Origin of the sequence: Caballeronia fortuita (assembly GCF_001544835.2) — a bacterium.
Lineage (GTDB): Bacteria > Pseudomonadota > Gammaproteobacteria > Burkholderiales > Burkholderiaceae > Caballeronia > Caballeronia fortuita.
The window spans coordinates 393,106-411,334 of sequence record NZ_FCNX02000001.1; the positions used below are offsets into that span (position 1 = coordinate 393,106).

Genomic DNA, 18,229 nt, shown 5'->3' on the forward strand with positions numbered 1-18,229 from the left:
GAAAGCACCGATGCACGTGAAATAGTGTCGCGTTACGATACGCTGGACGTTGATCACGTCCATATGATTCGCCGCTTGCCGTAGCTGACAAGCGGCTTTCTTTTTGTGCGGGCGCTTCGAGTCAGGCCGCCGACACGGTCTCGCCGTTCAGCGTCACCGAGCCGCCGCGCGCCAGTTCCCCGACGATTTTTTCGACAAGCATCCGCCGCTCGCCCGATGGCGCGAGCGCATCGGCGGCGGCGCGCATCGCGCGGGCGTGCGTCGTCATCGTGACGAGCGCGTCGAGGGTCATCGCGCGCACTTCCATCAACTTGAAGACGATCAGCACCTTGAGTGCGTTCTTCGCGTTGCGCGCGGGATCGGCCTGCAGATAATCGAGCCGTGACGAAGCCACGTCGAGCGCGCGCGCGATATCGCTGAACGGCGCGCCGTGGCCGGGAATCACGATATCGATATCCAGTGTCGCGATCAGTTCGAGCACGGCGCGTTCTTCCGCGAAACCGCTGTCGCCTTCGAGCTCGGGAAAGATCACGCCGAAGCCGTTTTCCCACAACGCGTCCGCGCTGATGAGCACGCGCAGTTCGGGACAATGCAGCATCAGCGAATGCGGATCGTGGCCGGGCGCGCCGAGCACGTCCCAGCCGAAACCGCCGAGCGCGAGCGTCGCGCCGTGTTCGATCGTGCCGGTGAAATCGAAGCGATCGCAACGCTGGCCGGTCGCGCGGAACGTGAGCGCGTCTTCATCCCATGCGCGCACGGCGTGCGCTTCGCTCGCGGGAATCAGCGTGCCGCAGGCGTAGGTCTGCTGCAGTAGCGCGTTGCCGCCGCAGTGATCCGAATGCAGATGTGTGTTGACGATCAGATCGAGCTCGCGCGCGCCGAGCGTGCGCTGCACGAGCGCGAGCGTTTGCGGCGCGTGCGACGCGTAGCCCGTATCGACGATCGCCGTGCCTTCGGCGCTCGCGAACAGCACGTTGTTCGACGAGAGCCAGCCGCGCTCGAAGACGGTCATCGACGCCGGCAGCGTTGTCATGCGCGCGCCTCCAGAGGCATTACGACGATGGTCGCGGTCGCCTTCATCACGGTTTCGCCGAGCTGATTGCGCGCGCCGCCTTCGAGTTTCACGAGGTCGCCGTTGAGGCCCGCTTTCCACTTCGCTTGGGTGACGCGCCAGGACATCGTGAGCACGTCGTTCGCCTTCACCGCGCGCGTCAGCTTGATGCCGAATTCGAGGCCGAGTGGCTGCGCATCGCGCGAAAAGTGCGCGGCGAGCATCGCCATCAGATGCGCGGTCGGCTGCGTGCCCGATGCGATCAGCGAACCGAAACGGCTTGCGCGCGCGTAGACGTCGTCGTGATGCAGCGGGTTGAGGTCGTTGACGAGCGTCGCGAAATGCTTGATGGAGTCGGGCGGCAGCGCAAGCGTCGCGTCGAACGATTCGCCGATCGTCACGATGCGCGCGCCCTGTCGACGGCTTTCCACGCGCGCGAGCACGGCGCGTCTCGCTTCGTCGTCGCAAGACGACCACGCCGCGATTTCGTCGATGGTGCGAAAGCAGCCGTCGCAGAAACCGGTCTCCGGATTCATGCGGCACACATCGATGCACGGCGACGCCACGCTCGTCATGACGCGGCCGTCTCGCGCAGCGCGACATCGGCGACCGGCGCGCCCGTCAGTTCGATCAATTCCTGCGGCGACAAATTGAACACCGCATGCGGATGCCCCGCCGCGGCCCACAGACTGTCGAGCGCGAGCAGGTCTTCGTCGATCAGCGTGACGGGCGTCACCGCGTGACCGATCGGACACACGCCGCCGATCGCGTAGCCGGTCTTTTCGCGCACGAACTTCGCGTCGGCGCGCGCCAGAGCGCCGACGCGCGCCGCGACCTTCGCTTCATCGACGCGATTCGCGCCGCTCGCGATCACGAGCACCGGCGCGTCGTCTTCCTTGCGGCGAAAGAGAATCGACTTGGCGATCTGCGCGACCTCGCAGCCGAGGCCGGCCGCCGCTTCCGCCGAGGTCTTGCCGGTCTCGGGCAGCATCACGACTTCATGCGGATGGCCACGTTCCTTCAACAACAGCGCGACGCGGCGCGCGGAATCGGGGAGTTGATCGATCATCGGGTTCCTTGCTTTTCAGACACAGGCGGCGGCGCCGTCGCGCTTCTTGGTGAAGATCGCCTTGCCCGCGCGCGACGAACTCGGTTTGCCAATCGCGCGCGAAATGAAATCGCCGATCTCGACGAGCTGATCCAGATCGACGCCCGTCTCGATGCCGAGCCCGTTCATCAGATAGACGACGTCTTCGGTCGCCACGTTGCCGGTCGCGCCCTTCGCATACGGACAGCCGCCGAGCCCCGCCACGGACGCGTGGAAAATCTCGATGCCTTCCAGCAGCGCCGCATAGATATTGCCGATGGCTTGTCCATACGTGTCGTGGAAATGCCCGGAAAGGCGCTCGCGCGGAAACACTTTCTGCGCCGCCGCGAGCACTTCGCGCGTGCGTTTGGGCGTGCCGACGCCGATCGTATCGGCGATATCGATCTCATCGCAGCCAAGCGCCTTCATGCGCTCGACCACGTCCACGACCGATTCGATGCTCACTTCGCCCTGATACGGGCAGCCGAGCGCGCACGAGATGGAGCCGCGCAGCCGCATGCCCGCGTCCTTCGCGGCTTTCGCGACCGGCTCGAAACGCGCGACGCTCTCCGCGATGCTGCAGTTGATGTTCTTCTGCGAGAACGCCTCGCTGGCCGCGCCGAAGATCACGATTTCATCGGCTTTCGATTCGAGCGCGCCTTCGAAGCCGCGCATGTTCGGCGTGAGAACGGAGTAGATCGTGCCCGCGCGGCGTCCGATGCCGCCCATCACGGCGGCGGCGTCGGACATTTGCGGCACCCATTTGGGCGACACGAACGATGTCGATTCCACATTCTCGATGCCCGCGTTCGCAAGCCGGTTCACGAGTTCGATCTTGATCGCGGTGGGCACGAACTCCTTCTCGTTCTGCAGGCCGTCGCGCGGCCCGACTTCGACGATTTTCACCTTCGACGGAATCATGTCTCTCTCCTGTGATGTATTTCCCGTACTTTCAGTACCCGCGCTTGAAATCGACGATGCCGCTGATCGGCTCGCCGCGCGCGAGCGCTTTGATCTTGCCGGCGATCTGCACGATGCTTTCCTCGCGCAGCGTTTCCGCCGAAATATGCGGCGTGACCGACACGCGCGGATGCGTCCAGAACGGATGATCCTGCGGCAGCGGTTCCGTGTGGAAGACATCGAGCGTCGCGGCGGCGATCTGGCCGCTGTCGAGCGCGGCGAGTAGATCTGCATCGACGAGAAGCGGGCCGCGCGCCACGTTCACGAGATACGCGCCGGGCGCGAGTCTGCCGAAGGTGCGCGCGTTCAGAATGCCTTCGGTGTCCGGCGTGTGCGGCAACAGGTTGATGAGCACCTTCACGCCGTCGAGGAACGCGTCGAACCGGTTTGCGCCCGCGAAGATCTGCACGCCGTCGATCGTCTTCGGCGTGCGGCTATAGCCGCGCACCGGCACGCCGAGCGCCAGCAGTCCCTTTGCGACTTCCGCGCCCAGCACGCCCAGCCCGAGCACGCCGACCGTGAACGATTCGCGCGCGTGCTGCGGCAGCTTTTGCCAGCGGCGCGCGCGTTGCAGCGCGTCGTATTCGTCGAAACGGCGCAGATAGCGCAGCACGCAATGCGTCGCGTATTCAACCATCTGGCGCGCCATGCCGGTGTCTTCCAGCCGCACGAGCTTCGCGTTCGGCGGCAGCGTGCCGGGCTCGCGGCGCTCGACATCGAGGATCGCATCGACGCCCGCACCGAGATTGAACACGGCCTGAAGATCGGGACGATTCGCGAAAAGCTCGCGCGGCGCGCGCCAGACGATGGCGTAATCGGCGGCGGCGGTGTCGCCGGGCGTCCAGACGCGCAGGTCAGCATCGGGCAATTCGCGTTGCAGGCCGCCGAGCCACGCGTCGATGTCCGCACCCTGCTCGTAGAAGATGATCTTCATGCGTGGCCGTGTCCGCACGCGCGTTCCGTGCTTTCGGCGCCGACGTTCTGCGCCGCTTCCGCGCGCATGCCGAGACGCTCGATCAGCTTGCGGTCGGCTTCGGCTTGCGGATTGCTCGTCGTCAGAAGCTGGTCGCCGTAGAAGATCGAGTTCGCGCCCGCCGCGAAGCACAGCGCCTGCAACGCTTCGTCCATCTGCTCGCGGCCGGCGGACAGGCGCACCATCGCTTTGGGCATCGTGATGCGCGCAACCGCGATCGTCCTCACGAACTCGAACGGATCGAGCGCGTCGACGCCGGTGAGCGGCGTGCCCGCCACCTGCACGAGGTTGTTGATCGGCACCGATTCCGGATACGGCTCCATGTTGGCCAACTGCGAGATCAGCCCCGCGCGCTCGCGCCGCGATTCGCCCATGCCGACGATCCCGCCGCAGCACACGTTGATGCCCGCGTCGCGCACGTGTTCGAGCGTGTCGAGACGATCCTGATACGTGCGCGTCGAAATGATCTGGCCGTAGAACTCCGGCGACGTGTCGAGATTGTGGTTGTAGTAATCGAGGCCGGCGTCGCGCAGGCCTTGCGCCTGATGCGCTTCGAGCATGCCGAGCGTCACGCAGGTTTCGAGGCCCATCGCCTTTACGCCGCGGATCATGTCCTTGATCGGCTCCAGATGCCGATCCTTCGGATTGCGCCACGCCGCGCCCATGCAGAAGCGCGTCGCGCCGTTCGACTTCGCGACTTCGGCGGCCTTTAGAACTTCGTCGACGTCCATCAGCTTTTCGGCTTTCAGGCCGGTGTCGTGATGCACCGACTGCGGACAGTAGGCGCAATCTTCCTCGCAGCCGCCCGTCTTGATCGACAGCAGCGTGGACAACTGCACCGCGTTCGGATCGAAGTTTTCGCGATGCACGGTCTGCGCGCGATACAGCAGATCGTTGAACGGCAGATCGTACAGCGCGACGACATCGGCGACGCGCCAGCGCTGCATCGGTTGCGGCGTGGTTTTCGAAGTGGTCTCAGTGGCGATGTGCTGTGTCATAGGTTCAATCCTTTTGATGAAGCGAGTCAGTCAGAGCGCCGATATCGAGCGAGTCGGCGGCGCGCTTGGCATCGGGCGGCGCGAGATGCGCGATCACGCCGATGAGCGGCGCATCGATGCGTTGTTTCAGCGTGGCGATATTTTCATCGGGATACAGCATATTCGGATCGACGCGATTCGCGACCCAGCCCGCGAGCTTCAGGCCGCGCGACGCGATGGCTTCGACCGTCAAGAGCGCATGGCTGATGCAGCCGAGCCGCATGCCGACGACGAGCACGACCGGCAGATTCAGCGCGACGGCGAGATCGGCGGTGTCGTGCGCTTCGGCAAGTGGCACGCGAAAGCCGCCGACGCCTTCTACGACAACGACATCCGCTTGCGTCATCGCGAACTCATGCGCCTCCACGATACGCCCGATGTCGAGCGCAATGCCTTCGCGCGCCGCCGCGATATGCGGCGCGATCGGCTCGCGCATCATGAACGGCGTGCGGATATCGTTGGGCAGCGCGACATTCGCGGCGGCGTCGAGCAGATCGGCGTCGTCGTTGTGCAGCACGCCGTCGCGCATGGCCGCGCCCGACGCGATCGGCTTCATGGCGGCGGCACGCAGGCCCGCGCGCGCGAAGCCGTGCAGCAGCGCGGAAGAAACGAGCGTCTTGCCGATTTCCGTATCGGTCCCGGCGACGAAGAAAGATAAAGCGGTCATAACGTGTTCAATGCGTTCAGAGCGTGATCGAGCCGCGCGAGATCGTCCTCGCTATGCGCGGCGGAAAGCGAAATGCGCAGGCGCGATGTGCCTTGCGGAACGGTCGGCGGACGGATCGCGGGCACCCAGAGTCCGTGCTTGTCGAGCGCGGCGGCGATGTCCAGCGTTTCATCGTTGCCGCCGATCACGAGCGGCTGCACGGCCGTATGCGAATCGACCGGCATCCAGCGCGTGCGTTTCAGCATCGCGCGCGTAATGTCGATGAGCGATGCGAGATGCGCGCGCCGCGCGTCGCCTTCATCGCCCGCGATGATCTCGATGCTCTTCGACACCGCATGCGCCACCGCCGGCGCCGACGCCGTCGTGAAGATATACGGACGCGCGCGCTGAATCAGCCATTCGACGACGGTTTCGTCCGCCGCGACGAACGCGCCCGCGACACCCGCCGCCTTGCCGAGCGTGCCGACATAGACGAGATGCGGCGAGCGCAGCGCGTAATGCGCCAACGCGCCGCGTCCTTGCGGGCCGAGCACGCCGAAGCCGTGCGCATCGTCGACGACGAGCCACGCGCCGTACTTCTCCGCGAGCTCGACGAGACGCGCGAGCGGCGCGATATCGCCGTCCATGCTGAACACCGTGTCGGTGACGATGAGCTTCGTCGCGGCATCGTCCTGCGAGGCGTCGAGCATGGCGTCGAGTGCGTCGATGTCGGCGTGCGGATAAATCTGCGTCTGCGCGCGCGACAAACGCACGCCATCGATCAGCGACGCGTGATTCAGCGCATCCGAAAACACGAGCGTGCCGCGTCCGGCCAGCGCCGTGACGACGGCGAGGTTCGCCATGTAGCCGGTGCTGAAGTAAAGCGCGCGCGGATTGTCGACGAAGCCGCCGGCGAACGCGGCGAGATCGTCTTCGAGCTTTGCATGCGCGCGCGAATGGCCGCCGAGCAGATGCGAGCCGCCGCTGCCCGCGCCGAAGAGCGTGGCGCCTTCGGCGAGCGCGGCGCGGATTGCGTCGTGCGCGGCGAGGCCGAGATAATCGTTGCTCGCGAAGCCGATCATCGCGCGGCCATCGACGCTCATATGCGCGGAACACGCGCCGTCGATCGTCTTGCGGCGGCGGCGCAGCCCGCGCGCGTCGATATCTTGCAGGCCCTGTTCGAGCGTTTCGTACAGCGCCCGCGCGGTCGTGCTCATGCGGCGTCCTCCGCGAGCGTGGCGTCGAGCGTCTCGCGCGTGCGTTGCGCGAGCAGCACGAGTTCGTCATCGGAGAGAATGTACGGCGGCATCATGTAGACGGTCGCGCCGATGGGCCGCATCAGCAGTTCGCGCTTCAGTGCGTTGGCGAAGAAGCGGCGCGAGAACGTCTTGTCGTCGATGACGGCATCGAACGCGAAGATCGTGCCGCGATGGCGCAGGTTCGTCACGCGTTCGTGCTTGCCGAAATGCGTTTGCAATACTTCATGCAGCAGCGACGACTTGCGCCTGTTTTCGGCAAGCACGTTGGCGCTGTCGAAGAGATCGAGCGTCGCAAGCGCGGCGCGGCACGCGAGCGGATTGCCCGTGTACGAGTGCGAATGCAGAAAGCCGCGCGTGATGTCGTCGTCGTAGAAAGCGGCGTAGATGTCGTCGCGCGTGAGGACGATCGAAAGCGGCAGATAACCGCCGCTGATGCCCTTCGACAGGCAAACGAAATCCGGCCAGATGCCCGCCTGTTCGCACGCGAAGAACGTGCCGGTGCGCCCGCAGCCGACCGCGATTTCATCGGCGATCAGATGGATGTCGAACTCGTCGCACAAGGCGCGCAATCGCGTGAGATACGAGGCGTCGTACATCGCCATGCCCGCCGCGCACTGCACGAGCGGCTCGACGATCACGGCCGCAAGCGCCGACGCGCGTCGCTCGAACAGCGCGCGCATCGCGGCGATGGCTTCGTCGACGCCGACCGCCGCCGGCGACGCGACCACATGCGCGTGACGGATCAGCGGATCGTAAGCGTCCTTGAAGATGGCGACGTCGGTGACGCCGAGCGCGCCGATCGTCTCGCCGTGATAGCTGTTCGCGAGGCACGCGAACTCGCGCTTTTCGCTTTTGTCGCGATTGCGCCAGAAGTGAAAGCTCATCTTCAGCGCGATCTCGACCGCCGACGCGCCATCGGACGCGAAGAACGCATGGCCGAGCGTGCGTTGCGTAAGCGCGGAAAGACGCTCGGCCAGTTCGACCGCCGGTGCGTGCGTGCAGCCCGCGAGCATCGCGTGTTCGAGCGTGTCGAGCTGATCCTTCAACGCCCGGTTGATGTCGTCGTTCGCATGACCGAAGAGGTTCACCCACCACGAGCTGATCGCATCGAGATAGCGGCTGCCTTCGTGGTCGTAGAGCCACGCGCCCTTGCCACGCGCGATCGGCACGAGCGGCGCGCGTTCGTGATGTTTCATCTGGGTGCACGGATGCCATACGGCGGCGATCGAGCGGGCAACCCAGTCCTGATTGGCTTCTATGTTCAAAAACGGCTCCCAGGCCCGCGCGCGCAACGCGGGCCGGATACGTCGGGCAGGCGCGCAACGCCTGCCTGACAGGAAACTGCGAGGAAAACTGCGGATGAAAACTGCGCCAGACAATTATCCCTAAAACATGGCCGACCTTCCGTATCCGGAAGGTTTTTTGGCCATGCGTGCGCGCGCAACGGAAATGCGAAAACGCGCTATGGCATGCAACGTCGGCGAAATGGATGGCTTAACGAGCGATCGACGCAAAAACGCCGGCGCGAGGGCCGGCGTGTCAGATTAGCGGATGAGGGCGCTTCTAGCGCGATGCGGTCTGCGTCTCGGCGGCGTGATCGTTCCAGACGACGCGATTGTTCACCGCGTAAAGCCTGCACGGATCGGCGCTCTGCTTCTGGCAGCTCGCGATGGCGACGGCCATGGGATCGTCGCCGCCTTCGGCCCACGACCACGCGCCGGAATCGGACACGGCGAAGGCGCGGCTCGAATACTGCGAGAGGAAGTTGCGATACCCGGCGCGGCCGTTTTCGTCGATGAACGGCACGGCCTGCACGGAATCGAGGTCCGCGAAGTGGGTCGCGTCGGGCATGTTCGGCTCGGACACCTGATACTGCACGGCGGTCGGCATGCCGATCTGCGCGAGGAACGCCTTCACGCGCGGCCACCAGATCTGCACGCCGTCGCGATCGCCGACGAGACGATGCGCGTCGTTCTTGTAATTGCCGAAATCGACCATGCTCGCGCGCGCGCCGTGCGCCGTGAACGCCGTGTACATCTGCGCGGACAGGTCGCCTTGCCAGACCGAATCGTTATCGCCGTAGAGCCACAGCGACGGCAAGCGCACGTTCTGGCCGTAGTCGCCGAACGCGCTGACGAGATTTTTCTGCCAGCCCGCGCATTCGTCCTGACGCAGACCGCCCGAGAAGTTGATGAGACCGCGCACGCCAGGCGCCGCGACGACATCGCGCGCGCCGTAGGCGATCGTGGTCAGCCCGCCGTGCGACGTGCCCGCGACGACGATGCGCGTCTTGTCGACATACGATTGCTCGCTCATGTAGGCGACGGTCGCGGCGACGTCCTGCGCCTGCGCGAAGCCGTTCGCCTCGACGTTGCAGCCGTGGCCGGTGTAATCGCCGCCGGAACCCGCGAAGCCGCGGCGGTTCGGCACGACGACGACGTAGCCATGACGCACGAATTCACGCGCGAGCGCGACCGGACGATTGCGCGGCTGCGCGTGCGAATCGCCGGGGAGCTTGCCGTGATTGAAGACGATCATCGGGAACGGGCCGGCGCCGTCCGGCTTGAACACGGTGGTTTCGAGCGAGATGTCGGCTTCGGGAATCTGGATGACGGCTTCGTTCAGGCCGTTTGCGACGACGGGCAAACCGGCGTCGAGCGAATCGGGGATGCGGGAAAGCGCCTGGCCGAAAGCGGGCGCCTGGAGCCCTTCGGATTGACGCACGCCGCCGATCGGTTCGGCGCGCACGGCGGACGTGACGAGCGACGTCGCGAGCGCGCATGCGATGCTGCATCCGACCAACCAGGTTCTGATCGCCATCCGTGAACTCCGACTGCGCATCCAATAAGGCGTTGATTCGGCGTGGCCCCAAACGTCCTTTTTGAAGTCACAAACCTATCGCGCTGCTCGATGAGAGCAGTATCGGCTGCGGGTTCCGGGAGTCATGCCCGGAAAAGGCATGACAATTGGCTTCAAAACGGGGCTTCGCTGCGAGTGCCCGGGCGCGGAGATGACTGCGCCCTGACTTGAACACAGATTAACTGTTCAAAATTGCACTGCACAATAAGAGAAACCCCGTAACTGTTTAATCTGAAAGGAAAAACTCAGGAAATTAATACCGCGTGCCACGGCATATTTTTTAAATGTATATTTAGTTTTCTTTTATACGACCATCGACGTAAATCCAGTTTCCCGCGCTGCTGCGCGTAAACCGACTCTCTTCATGCAGACGATGTGCGCGCCCGCCGACCTTGTAGCGCGCGACGAACTCGACTTCTTCGTGGTCCGCGTCGATCGGCGTGTGGCGCTTGATCTGCAAGCCGAGCCAGCGCGTGCCGCTGCCGGAGGCGTCGAGATCGGGCGGGCAGGTCGATTCGGCCCACGTCGCGCGCAGATACGCCGTGTCGCCGAGGACGTAGGCGGTGTAGCGCGAGCGCATCAGTTCCATCGCGTTCGCGGGCTTTTCACCGCCGTCGATGAAGCGCCCGCAACACGCTTCATAGCGCGGCGCGCGCGCGTTCGGACGCTGATCGGGCGCGGCGCCGCCGCACGGACAATCCACCGGCTTCATTGATCGACGCCCGGCATGACGACATGACGCGGCTGGCTGCGCACGCGCTCGAGCCACGCGCGGATCGCGGGATAGCGCGACAGATCGACGTTCGCTTCATGCGCGACGTGCGTGTAGGCGTACAACGCGATATCGGCGACGGTATAGCGCTCGCCGACGAGAAACGTGCGCGTTGCGAGATGCCGCTCCATCACGTCGAGCGCGCGATACGAGCCGGCGATGCGATCGGGCAGACGGGCATCGTCGGGATTCTTCTGGAATTGCAGGATGAAGCGCGCTACCGCGATGTAAGGCTCGTGGCTGTACTGCTCGAAGAACATCCACTGCAACACTTGCGCGCGTTCGAGCCGGTCGCCGGGCATGAGCGGCGTGCCGTCGGCGAGATAGCAGAGAATCGCGTCGGATTCGGAGAGCGTCGTGTGCTCGTCGATGACGAGCACCGGCACCTTGCCGTTCGGATTCAGCTTCCTGAAAACGTCGGTGCGGGTCGCGCCGTTCATCATGTCGACCTCGTGCCACACGTACGGCTGGCCGAGTTGTTCGAGCGCGAGCCGAACCTTGTGACAATTGCCCGATGCGGAAACGCCGTGTACCTGATAAGTCACGTTCACTCCTGTCTCAACCATGTTCACCATTCGAGCTTCGTGCCGTCGTACTGCACGAAGGTCCCGTTGAATGCTTCGCGCATCGCGCGTGCTTCGGCGATGACCGCGCGCATGCCTGCAACGCTGCGCGCGACATCGATCGCCGCCGACGGCCCGCCCATCTCCGTTCGCACCCAGCCCGGATGCAGCGCGATGCACGCGGAATGCCGCGATTCGATCGACGCCACCTTCAGCGCGGAATTGAGCGCCGCCTTGCTCGCGCGATACAGCCAGCCGGTCGTGCCGCTCGCCTCGCCGATGCTGCCCATCTTGCTCGACACGACCGCGAGCACGCCGTTCGCGGCGTCGGTGAGCGGCAGGAGCACGGGAATCAATTGCATCGGGCCGCGCACGTTGGTGTGCATCACCTGGTCGAAATCGTCGGCGTCGATCATTTCGATACCTTCGGTGCGCGGACCGTACACGCCCGACACGACGACCGCGACATCCAGCTTCTCCTCTTCGAGCTGCCATGCGAGCGCGGCGATCTGCTCGGGCTGCGTGACATCGAGCGAGAAGGATTGAGCGCCCATCGCGTCGAGCGCGGACAGCGAGCTTTTATCGCGGGCGGTGGCGAGCACGCGCCAGCCGTCGCGGCAATATTCGCGCGCGAATTCGTGGCCGAGGCCGCGCGACGCGCCGACGATCAATACCGTTTTCATGAGCGGATCCGTTCCTTGGGATGGACACTTTGCGACTATAGCGCGCGACTGGCTGTCGCGGATCGGGTGACGCGGCTCGCGCGGGCGGTGGCTATGCCCTTCGCCCGGAGGTGAGATCTAGCCTATTTCGTTCGGATGAATAGGGATGCTGACGAAGTCGGGGTAGAGTGCTCGCTGTTTGCAACGATCACGCAAGGAGCGTAATCATGCGGGAATTCAAGATCATTCAGGGGCCGTTGCCGTCGTGGATCGATCAGGAATGGCTGAAGGAGGCTCAGGAATACACCGCCCGGCGCCGAGAGATCGAGAAAGAGGTGCGAAGGAAGATGGGAGAGCCAGTCAATGACGATCCCGTGGGCTTCATCGACGCGCTTCTGAAATTCCCGAAGATCGACTGCGACGACGCCATCTTCGATCGTCACGCCGATAACGGAGCGTCGGATGTTTCTTGCTGATACGAACGTCATCAGTGAAACCAGACGGGAAGATCGCGCGAATGGAGGAGTTCGCGCTTTTTTTGATGGCGCTCGACGAAGAAAGGAAAAGGTCTATTTGTCCGTCATCACCGTTGGCGAACTACGTCGTGGCGTCGATTCGCTTCGCCATAGGGGAGACTCCTTGCAGGCAGGACATGTGGAAGCCTGGCTAAGAAGTGTCCTGTTGGAATACGACGATGGAATCGTGCCGGTAGACAGGAAGATTGGCGAAATGTGGGGGCAACTACGCGCCCGGCATCCGGAACCCGCCGTGGACAAGCTGATTGCGGCAACGGCGTTGGTCTACAACCTCACCGTCGTCACACGCAACATCAGAGACTTCGAAGCCATAGGCGTCAAAATGTTTAACCCCTTCGATTGACAACAAAACCGGCCCGGCGCGCCACGCCCGGACCGGCTCGAGGCCGTCAGATCAGCTCGACGCCCATCGCCGTAGCCTCGCCACCGCCGATACACAAGCTCGCCACCCCGCGCTTCAACCCGCGCGCCTTCAGCGCACCCAGCAGCGTCACCAGAATCCGCGCGCCCGACGCGCCGATCGGATGTCCCAGCGCACACGCGCCGCCATTCACGTTGACCTTGTCGTGCGGCAGATCGTGCTCGCGCATCGCGGCCATCGTCACGACGGCGAATGCTTCGTTGATTTCGTACAGGTCGACATCGCCCGCGCGCCAGCCGTTCTTCGCGAAGAGCTTCTTCATTGCGCCGACGGGCGCCGTCGTGAACAGCGCAGGCTGCTGCGCGAACGTGCTATGCCCGACGACGCGCGCGAGCGGCGTCACGCCGAGCCGCGACGCCGTCGATTCGCGCATCATCACGAGCGCCGAAGCGCCATCGGAAATCGACGACGAATTCGCCGCCGTCACCGTTCCGTCTTTGGCGAACGCCGGCTTGAGCGTCGGAATCTTTTCGATGTTCGCCTTGAACGGCTGCTCGTCGCGCTCGATGACCGTCTCGCCCTTGCGGCCCTGGACGGTGACCGGCGCGATCTCCCACTTGAACGATCCGTCGTCGTTCGCACGCTGCGCGCGCCGCAGCGATTCGACCGCGAACGCATCCTGCGACTCGCGCGAGAAAGCATACGACGACGCGCACTGCTCAGCGAACGTGCCCATCAGACGGCCTTTCTCGTACGCGTCTTCGAGGCCGTCGAGGAACATGTGATCGAGCACCTGGCCGTGGCCCATGCGCATGCCGCCGCGCGCCTTAGGCAACAAATACGGCGCGTTCGTCATGCTTTCCATGCCGCCCGCGACGATCACATCGGCCGATCCGGCGCGCAGCATGTCATGCGCGAACATCGCCGCGCGCATGCCGGAGCCGCACATCTTGTTGATCGTCGTGCAGCCCGTCGACAGCGGCAGCCCCGCGCCGAGCGCGGCCTGACGCGCGGGCGCCTGGCCCTGACCGGCGGGCAGCACGCAGCCCATGATCGCTTCGTCGATCTGCTCGGGCTTCATGCCGGCGCGCTCGACCGCTGCCTTGATCGCCGCCGCGCCGAGTTGCGCCGCGGCAAGCGATGCGAAATCGCCCTGAAAAGCGGCCATCGGCGTGCGCGCCGCCGACACGATGACTACGGGATCGTTCTGTGCCTCACTCATGTTTCATCTCCTTGATGACGCCCTTGATGACGGCGGGAACGTCGCCCAGGCGTTCGGCGAGTGCCGCATCGGACGCGAGGACATCGTTCTCCGCGGAATGCGCGCCGCTGCGAGTCATCGCGGCAATGCACGACTGGTAGACCGGATCGACTTCGTCCTGCTTGCCGATCATCAAACCCATGTTGCGCAGCCGGCCGTCGTGCACGCCGTAGGTCCAGCCGTGCACGGTAAGCGCCTGGCCGCGCGCCCACGCATCCTGAACGATCGTCGTGCGGCACACGTTGATCGTCTGCTCCATCGTGTTTAGTTCGACGAGGCGACGATGACGCGCGTCGCCCATCGGCCATTCGTCGAGCAGCGCGGCGTGTTTCTCGCGCACGTCCTCGACATGGCGCAGCCAGTTATCGGCGAGACCGACGCGCCGCCCGACGAGCGCCGCGCCCACGCCCGAGCAGCCGTAATGGCCGACGACCATGATGTGCTTCACCTTGAGCAGATCGACGGCGAACTGGATTACCGACAGACAGTTGAGGTCCGAGTGCACGACCACGTTCGCGATGTTCCTGTGCACGAACACTTCGCCCGGCGGCAAGCCGATGATCTCGTTGGCCGGCACGCGCGAGTCCGCGCAACCGATCCACAGGTATTCCGGCGTCTGCTGATGCGCGAGACGCTCGAAGAAGCCGGCGTCATCGGCGAGCTTGCGTTCGACCCATTCCTGATTGTTTGCGAACAGATGGGCAAGCGGAGTCTTATCGTCAGAGTGGCTCATGTTGGAAAGTCAAAGCGGGACGGCGCGCGTCACGCAGCGCGCGCGTCCGGTCCGCCAGGCTCGCCGAAACGCTCCGGATAACGGATGCAGAATCGGACGTCCCGGTCGTAGGGAAAGAAATCGGCGAGTTCGCCGCGCAGCAGTTGTTCCTTGTGATGCTGCCAGAGCGCGGGATCGAAGAAGTCCGCGTGATGGCGCATGAACGCTTCGCGCACGCGCGGATCGCCGAGCAGAAAAGTGCCGTACGTTTCGGGAAAGATGTCGTGCGGCCCGACGGTATACCACGGCTCGCCGGACAGTTCGTCTTCTTCTGTGCGCGGCGCGGGCACGCGGCGCACGTTGCAGTCGGTCAGATACTCGATCTCGTCGTAGTCGTAGAACACCACGCGGCCGTGGCGCGTCACGCCAAAGTTCTTGTACAGCATGTCGCCGGGAAAGATGTTCGCCTGGATCAGTTGCTTGATCGCGTCGCCATATTCCTTGATGCCGTGATCGATGTCGTCGGCGTTGCCGTTCTGCAGGAAGAGATTGAGCGGCACCATGCGGCGCTCGATATACACATGCCGGATGACGAGCTTGTCGCCTTCGTATTCGATCATCGAAGGCGCTTCTTTCTCCAGCTCGCGAATGAGCGCATCGTCGAGACGCCCGACCGGCAGCGCGACGCTCGAATACTCGAGCGTATCGGCCATTCGGCCGAGGCGATCGTGCCGCTTCACGAGCTGATACTTGTCCTGAATCTTCTGCCGCGTGGTTTCCTTCGGCGGCGGAAACGCGTCCTTGATGAGCTTGAACACGTAAGGAAACGACGGCAGCGTGAACACGATCATCACGAGCCCCTTGATGCCGGGCGCGACGATGAACTTATCGCTCGAATGCGACAGATGATGCAGCAGGTCGCGATAGAAATCGTTCTTGCCCTGCTTCTGCAAACCGACCGATGTGTAGATCTCCGCCTTCGGCTTGCGCGGCATGATCGTGCTCAGGAACTGCACGAACGCCGACGGCACTTCCATATCGACGAGAAAGTACGAGTGCGAAAAGCTGAAGATGATGAGCACCTGCTCGCGCGACAGCAGCACGGTATCGAGCGCGAGCAGGCCGGGCTGCGTATGCCGGATCGCGATGGCGAAGGGCAGCAGCGCATCGCCGTTGATGATGCGCCCGACGACATACGCCGCCTTGTTGCGAAAGAACAGCGACGAAAGCACGTGAATCTGAAAGTTCGGCGCGGGCGTCAGATCGCCGAAAGCGTCGCGCAGCGCCTGCATCACGCAGTGCACGTCGCGCTGCAAGTCCTCGAACGGCGGCTCCAGCTGAAAGTTCGTGACGATGCGCTCGAGCGTCGCGGCGAGCCCGTCCTTCTCCGGGTAATACGCGCGGTATGTCGGCTTCGCGGCGGGCTCGTCGTTCTCGATGTACTCCGTCGAAATGGCCGGCCGCACGAAGATGAAATCGTTGTTGAAGTACGAGCGATGCAGGATCTTGCAGCACACGGAATTGAAGAACGTCTCCGCGCATTCCGGCTGACGGTGCGTGGTCAGCAAGCCGATGTAATGCAGCTTGATCTGCTGCCACACGTCGTCGTCGATATTTTCCGCGTCGTATTCGTCTTCGAGCGCCGCCACGCATTCCGCGACGCGATCGTCATACGACGCGATGCGCTCGCGCGCCAGTTGCTGCAACGCGAGCCATTCGCCGCGCTCGAAGTGGCCCTTCGCCGCGATGGCAGCGTCGCGGAACACGCGGTAATGATGCTCGAAGCCTTCGAGTATCGTCTTGGCGACATCGAAGCCGATTTGCGACGAGAGCAGCTTGGGGAAATGATTCATGTCGACCCTGCGCTTCGTGTGAAAGTCACCTCATGCCGCTTTGGGTTTGCGCACGCGCTTTTCCGCGCCCGCCGCGAGCAGCGCGCGGCCGTGCTCTTCGTATGCGGAGAGTTCGGCGAGCGTCGTGTTCAGGTCTTCGAGCTGCCGCTGAAGCACTTCGCGATGCGCCGCGATGGTGTCGACGAAAGCCTGCAGTTGCGTCGCGGTGCCGGTGGGCGAGTCGTATAGATCGAGCAGCGTGCGAATTTCCGACAGCGTGAAGCCGAGCCGCTTGCCGCGCAGCGTGAGCTTGAGCCGCGTGCGATCGCGCGCCGAATACACGCGCCGCAAGCCGTTCGAACCTTCGCGTTTCGGCGCGAGCAGGCCCTGATCCTCGTAGAAGCGAATGGCGCGCGGCGTGATGTCGAACTCGCGCGCCAGTTCGGTGATCGTGAAATGCGTGGATTGAGTCATCGCGGGCCGGCAGCGCGAAAGCGCGCGCAACGTTAGAATGAACGTTTACGTTATCGTCAACTTGGCCAAAATGCAACGCGGCGCAAACCCGGAGGCTCGAACCGAATGAACGCACTCGAACATCAGCTCGATTATGTTTTCGCGGACGCTTTGCCTGAGCCGGGCAGCGTCAAGGAAGTGGCGTCGGGCGTGTTCTGGCTGCGCATGCCGTTGCCGTTCGCGCTCGATCACATCAACCTCTGGCTGCTCGCCGACGAGATCGACGGCGTGAAGGGCTGGACCGTCGTCGATTGCGGCATTTCGAACGACACGATCCGCGCGAACTGGGAACGCGTGTTCGACTCGGCGCTCGACGGCCTGCCGGTGCTGCGCGTGATCGTCACGCACTGCCATCCGGATCATCTGGGACTTGCCGACTGGATTTGCGCGGGCGGCGACAAACATCGCTGGAAAGTGCGCCTGTGGATGTCGCTCGGCGAATACGCGATGGGCCGCGTGATGGCCGCAGGCGACGGTTCGAACGCGGGCGGCGAGCGCGCGGCGGCGCATTTCGCGGCGCACGGCCTGACCGATGAAGCCTCGCTCGACGCATTGCGTAAGCGCGATAGCTATTACCCGACGCTGGTGCCGTCGATGCCGGCGGAGTATCGGCGTATTCGCGACGGCGATGTCATTCGCGTCGGCGCGCGAGATTGGGAGGTCGTGTCGGGCTATGGCCATTCGCCGGAGCACAGCGCGCTTCACTGCGCCGCCGACAAGCTGCTCATTTCCGGAGACATGGTGTTGCCGCGCATCTCGACGAACGTATCGGTGTTCGCGGTCGAGCCGGAAGGCAATCCGCTCGCGCTCTATCTGGAATCGCTCGGCCGTTACGAAACGATGCCCGCCGATACGCTCGCGTTGCCATCGCACGGCAAGCCGTTTCGCGGCGTCGGAACACGCATCGGGCAATTGCGCGAGCATCATCGCGCGCGGCTGGCGGAAGTGCGCGACGCATGCGCGGAAAAGCCGTGCAGCGCCGCCGATATCGTCCCCATCATGTTCAAGCGCAAGCTCGATATTCACCAGATGACGTTCGCGCTGGGCGAGGCGCTCGCGCATCTGAACCTGCTTTGGCTCGATGGAACGTTGAAACGTCAGACCGGCGATGACGGCGTGATCCGCTTCACGCCGGCCTGACTTCG

Annotated in this window: 20 protein-coding genes; 3 read left to right on the forward strand and 17 right to left on the reverse strand. The window is 64.1% G+C overall.

The features are described 5' to 3' along the window. Positions 1-121 precede the first annotated feature (121 nt). The 13 genes from AWB77_RS01815 to AWB77_RS01875 form a co-directional block, all read right to left on the reverse strand. Positions 122-1,033 carry an MBL fold metallo-hydrolase gene (locus AWB77_RS01815; RefSeq protein WP_061132668.1) on the reverse strand — a complete coding sequence of 304 codons (912 nt, stop codon included), beginning with the start codon at positions 1,031-1,033 and terminating at the stop codon, positions 122-124. Continuing rightward, positions 1,030-1,587 carry a DUF1289 domain-containing protein gene (locus AWB77_RS01820; RefSeq protein WP_244158384.1) on the reverse strand — a complete coding sequence of 186 codons (558 nt, stop codon included), beginning with the start codon at positions 1,585-1,587 and terminating at the stop codon, positions 1,030-1,032. The genes AWB77_RS01815 and AWB77_RS01820 overlap by 4 nt, the downstream gene beginning before the upstream one ends. A gap of 35 nt (positions 1,588-1,622) precedes the next feature. Beyond that, entirely contained in the window at positions 1,623-2,120 is a 498-nt protein-coding gene (locus AWB77_RS01825) for a YbaK/EbsC family protein (RefSeq protein ID WP_061132669.1), read from the reverse strand. 15 nt (positions 2,121-2,135) lie between these two features. Then, positions 2,136-3,059 (reverse strand): hydroxymethylglutaryl-CoA lyase, encoded by a 924-nt coding sequence (locus tag AWB77_RS01830; protein ID WP_061132670.1) that lies wholly within the window; start codon positions 3,057-3,059, stop codon positions 2,136-2,138. 31 nt (positions 3,060-3,090) lie between these two features. Further along, positions 3,091-4,032, reverse strand: a complete 942-nt coding sequence (locus tag AWB77_RS01835; protein WP_061132671.1) for a 2-hydroxyacid dehydrogenase — start codon at positions 4,030-4,032, stop codon at positions 3,091-3,093. Beyond that, positions 4,029-5,069, reverse strand: a complete 1,041-nt coding sequence (gene bioB, locus AWB77_RS01840; RefSeq protein WP_061132672.1) for a biotin synthase BioB — start codon at positions 5,067-5,069, stop codon at positions 4,029-4,031. The genes AWB77_RS01835 and bioB overlap by 4 nt, the downstream gene beginning before the upstream one ends. Positions 5,070-5,073: 4 nt before the next feature. Continuing rightward, positions 5,074-5,775: a dethiobiotin synthase gene (gene bioD, locus AWB77_RS01845; RefSeq protein WP_061132673.1), complete on the reverse strand. Its 702-nt coding sequence runs from the start codon at positions 5,773-5,775 to the stop codon at positions 5,074-5,076. Then, on the reverse strand, positions 5,772-6,971 hold the full coding sequence (bioF, locus tag AWB77_RS01850) for an 8-amino-7-oxononanoate synthase (RefSeq protein WP_061132674.1): 1,200 nt from the start codon (positions 6,969-6,971) through the stop codon (positions 5,772-5,774). Before bioF ends, bioD begins: the two co-directional genes overlap by 4 nt. Beyond that, positions 6,968-8,278: an adenosylmethionine--8-amino-7-oxononanoate transaminase gene (locus AWB77_RS01855; RefSeq protein WP_061132675.1), complete on the reverse strand. Its 1,311-nt coding sequence runs from the start codon at positions 8,276-8,278 to the stop codon at positions 6,968-6,970. Before AWB77_RS01855 ends, bioF begins: the two co-directional genes overlap by 4 nt. Before the next feature lie 298 nt (positions 8,279-8,576). After that, a complete protein-coding gene (locus AWB77_RS01860; protein WP_061132676.1) occupies positions 8,577-9,833 on the reverse strand; it encodes a dienelactone hydrolase family protein in 1,257 nt (418 codons plus the stop codon). Positions 9,834-10,164: 331 nt separating this feature from the next. Further along, positions 10,165-10,584 (reverse strand): YchJ family protein, encoded by a 420-nt coding sequence (locus AWB77_RS01865; protein ID WP_061132677.1) that lies wholly within the window; start codon positions 10,582-10,584, stop codon positions 10,165-10,167. Beyond that, positions 10,581-11,189 (reverse strand): glutathione S-transferase family protein, encoded by a 609-nt coding sequence (locus AWB77_RS01870; RefSeq protein ID WP_061133120.1) that lies wholly within the window; start codon positions 11,187-11,189, stop codon positions 10,581-10,583. The genes AWB77_RS01865 and AWB77_RS01870 overlap by 4 nt, the downstream gene beginning before the upstream one ends. 23 nt (positions 11,190-11,212) lie before the next feature. Continuing rightward, positions 11,213-11,890, reverse strand: a complete 678-nt coding sequence (locus tag AWB77_RS01875; RefSeq protein ID WP_061132678.1) for an SDR family oxidoreductase — start codon at positions 11,888-11,890, stop codon at positions 11,213-11,215. A 206-nt stretch (positions 11,891-12,096) separates the two neighbouring features. Between AWB77_RS01875 and AWB77_RS01880 the strand changes: the two genes are divergently transcribed. Both AWB77_RS01880 and AWB77_RS01885 read left to right on the forward strand, forming a co-directional pair. Beyond that, positions 12,097-12,345, forward strand: coding sequence for a hypothetical protein (locus tag AWB77_RS01880; protein ID WP_061132679.1), 249 nt, complete (start codon positions 12,097-12,099; stop codon positions 12,343-12,345). After that, entirely contained in the window at positions 12,332-12,748 is a 417-nt protein-coding gene (locus tag AWB77_RS01885; protein ID WP_061132680.1) for a type II toxin-antitoxin system VapC family toxin, read from the forward strand. Before AWB77_RS01880 ends, AWB77_RS01885 begins: the two co-directional genes overlap by 14 nt. Before the next feature lie 46 nt (positions 12,749-12,794). Here AWB77_RS01885 and AWB77_RS01890 read toward each other — a convergent pair whose 3' ends face one another. Genes AWB77_RS01890 through AWB77_RS01905 form a run of 4 tightly spaced genes read right to left on the reverse strand, consistent with a single transcriptional unit; the run spans position 12,795 to position 17,045 of the window. Continuing rightward, positions 12,795-13,988, reverse strand: a complete 1,194-nt coding sequence (locus AWB77_RS01890) for an acetyl-CoA C-acetyltransferase (protein WP_061132681.1) — start codon at positions 13,986-13,988, stop codon at positions 12,795-12,797. After that, the gene (gene can, locus AWB77_RS01895) at positions 13,981-14,760 is read right to left on the reverse strand and encodes a carbonate dehydratase (RefSeq protein WP_061132682.1); all 780 of its coding nucleotides are present in this window, start codon (positions 14,758-14,760) and stop codon (positions 13,981-13,983) included. Before can ends, AWB77_RS01890 begins: the two co-directional genes overlap by 8 nt. Positions 14,761-14,789: 29 nt before the next feature. After that, positions 14,790-16,592, reverse strand: coding sequence for a bifunctional isocitrate dehydrogenase kinase/phosphatase (gene aceK, locus AWB77_RS01900; RefSeq protein WP_061132683.1), 1,803 nt, complete (start codon positions 16,590-16,592; stop codon positions 14,790-14,792). A 30-nt stretch (positions 16,593-16,622) separates the two neighbouring features. Continuing rightward, positions 16,623-17,045: a MerR family transcriptional regulator gene (locus tag AWB77_RS01905; protein WP_061132684.1), complete on the reverse strand. Its 423-nt coding sequence runs from the start codon at positions 17,043-17,045 to the stop codon at positions 16,623-16,625. 105 nt (positions 17,046-17,150) lie between these two features. On the opposite strand from AWB77_RS01905, the gene AWB77_RS01910 reads away from it, so the two are divergent. Beyond that, on the forward strand, positions 17,151-18,224 hold the full coding sequence (locus tag AWB77_RS01910) for an MBL fold metallo-hydrolase (protein ID WP_061132685.1): 1,074 nt from the start codon (positions 17,151-17,153) through the stop codon (positions 18,222-18,224). Positions 18,225-18,229 lie beyond the last annotated feature (5 nt).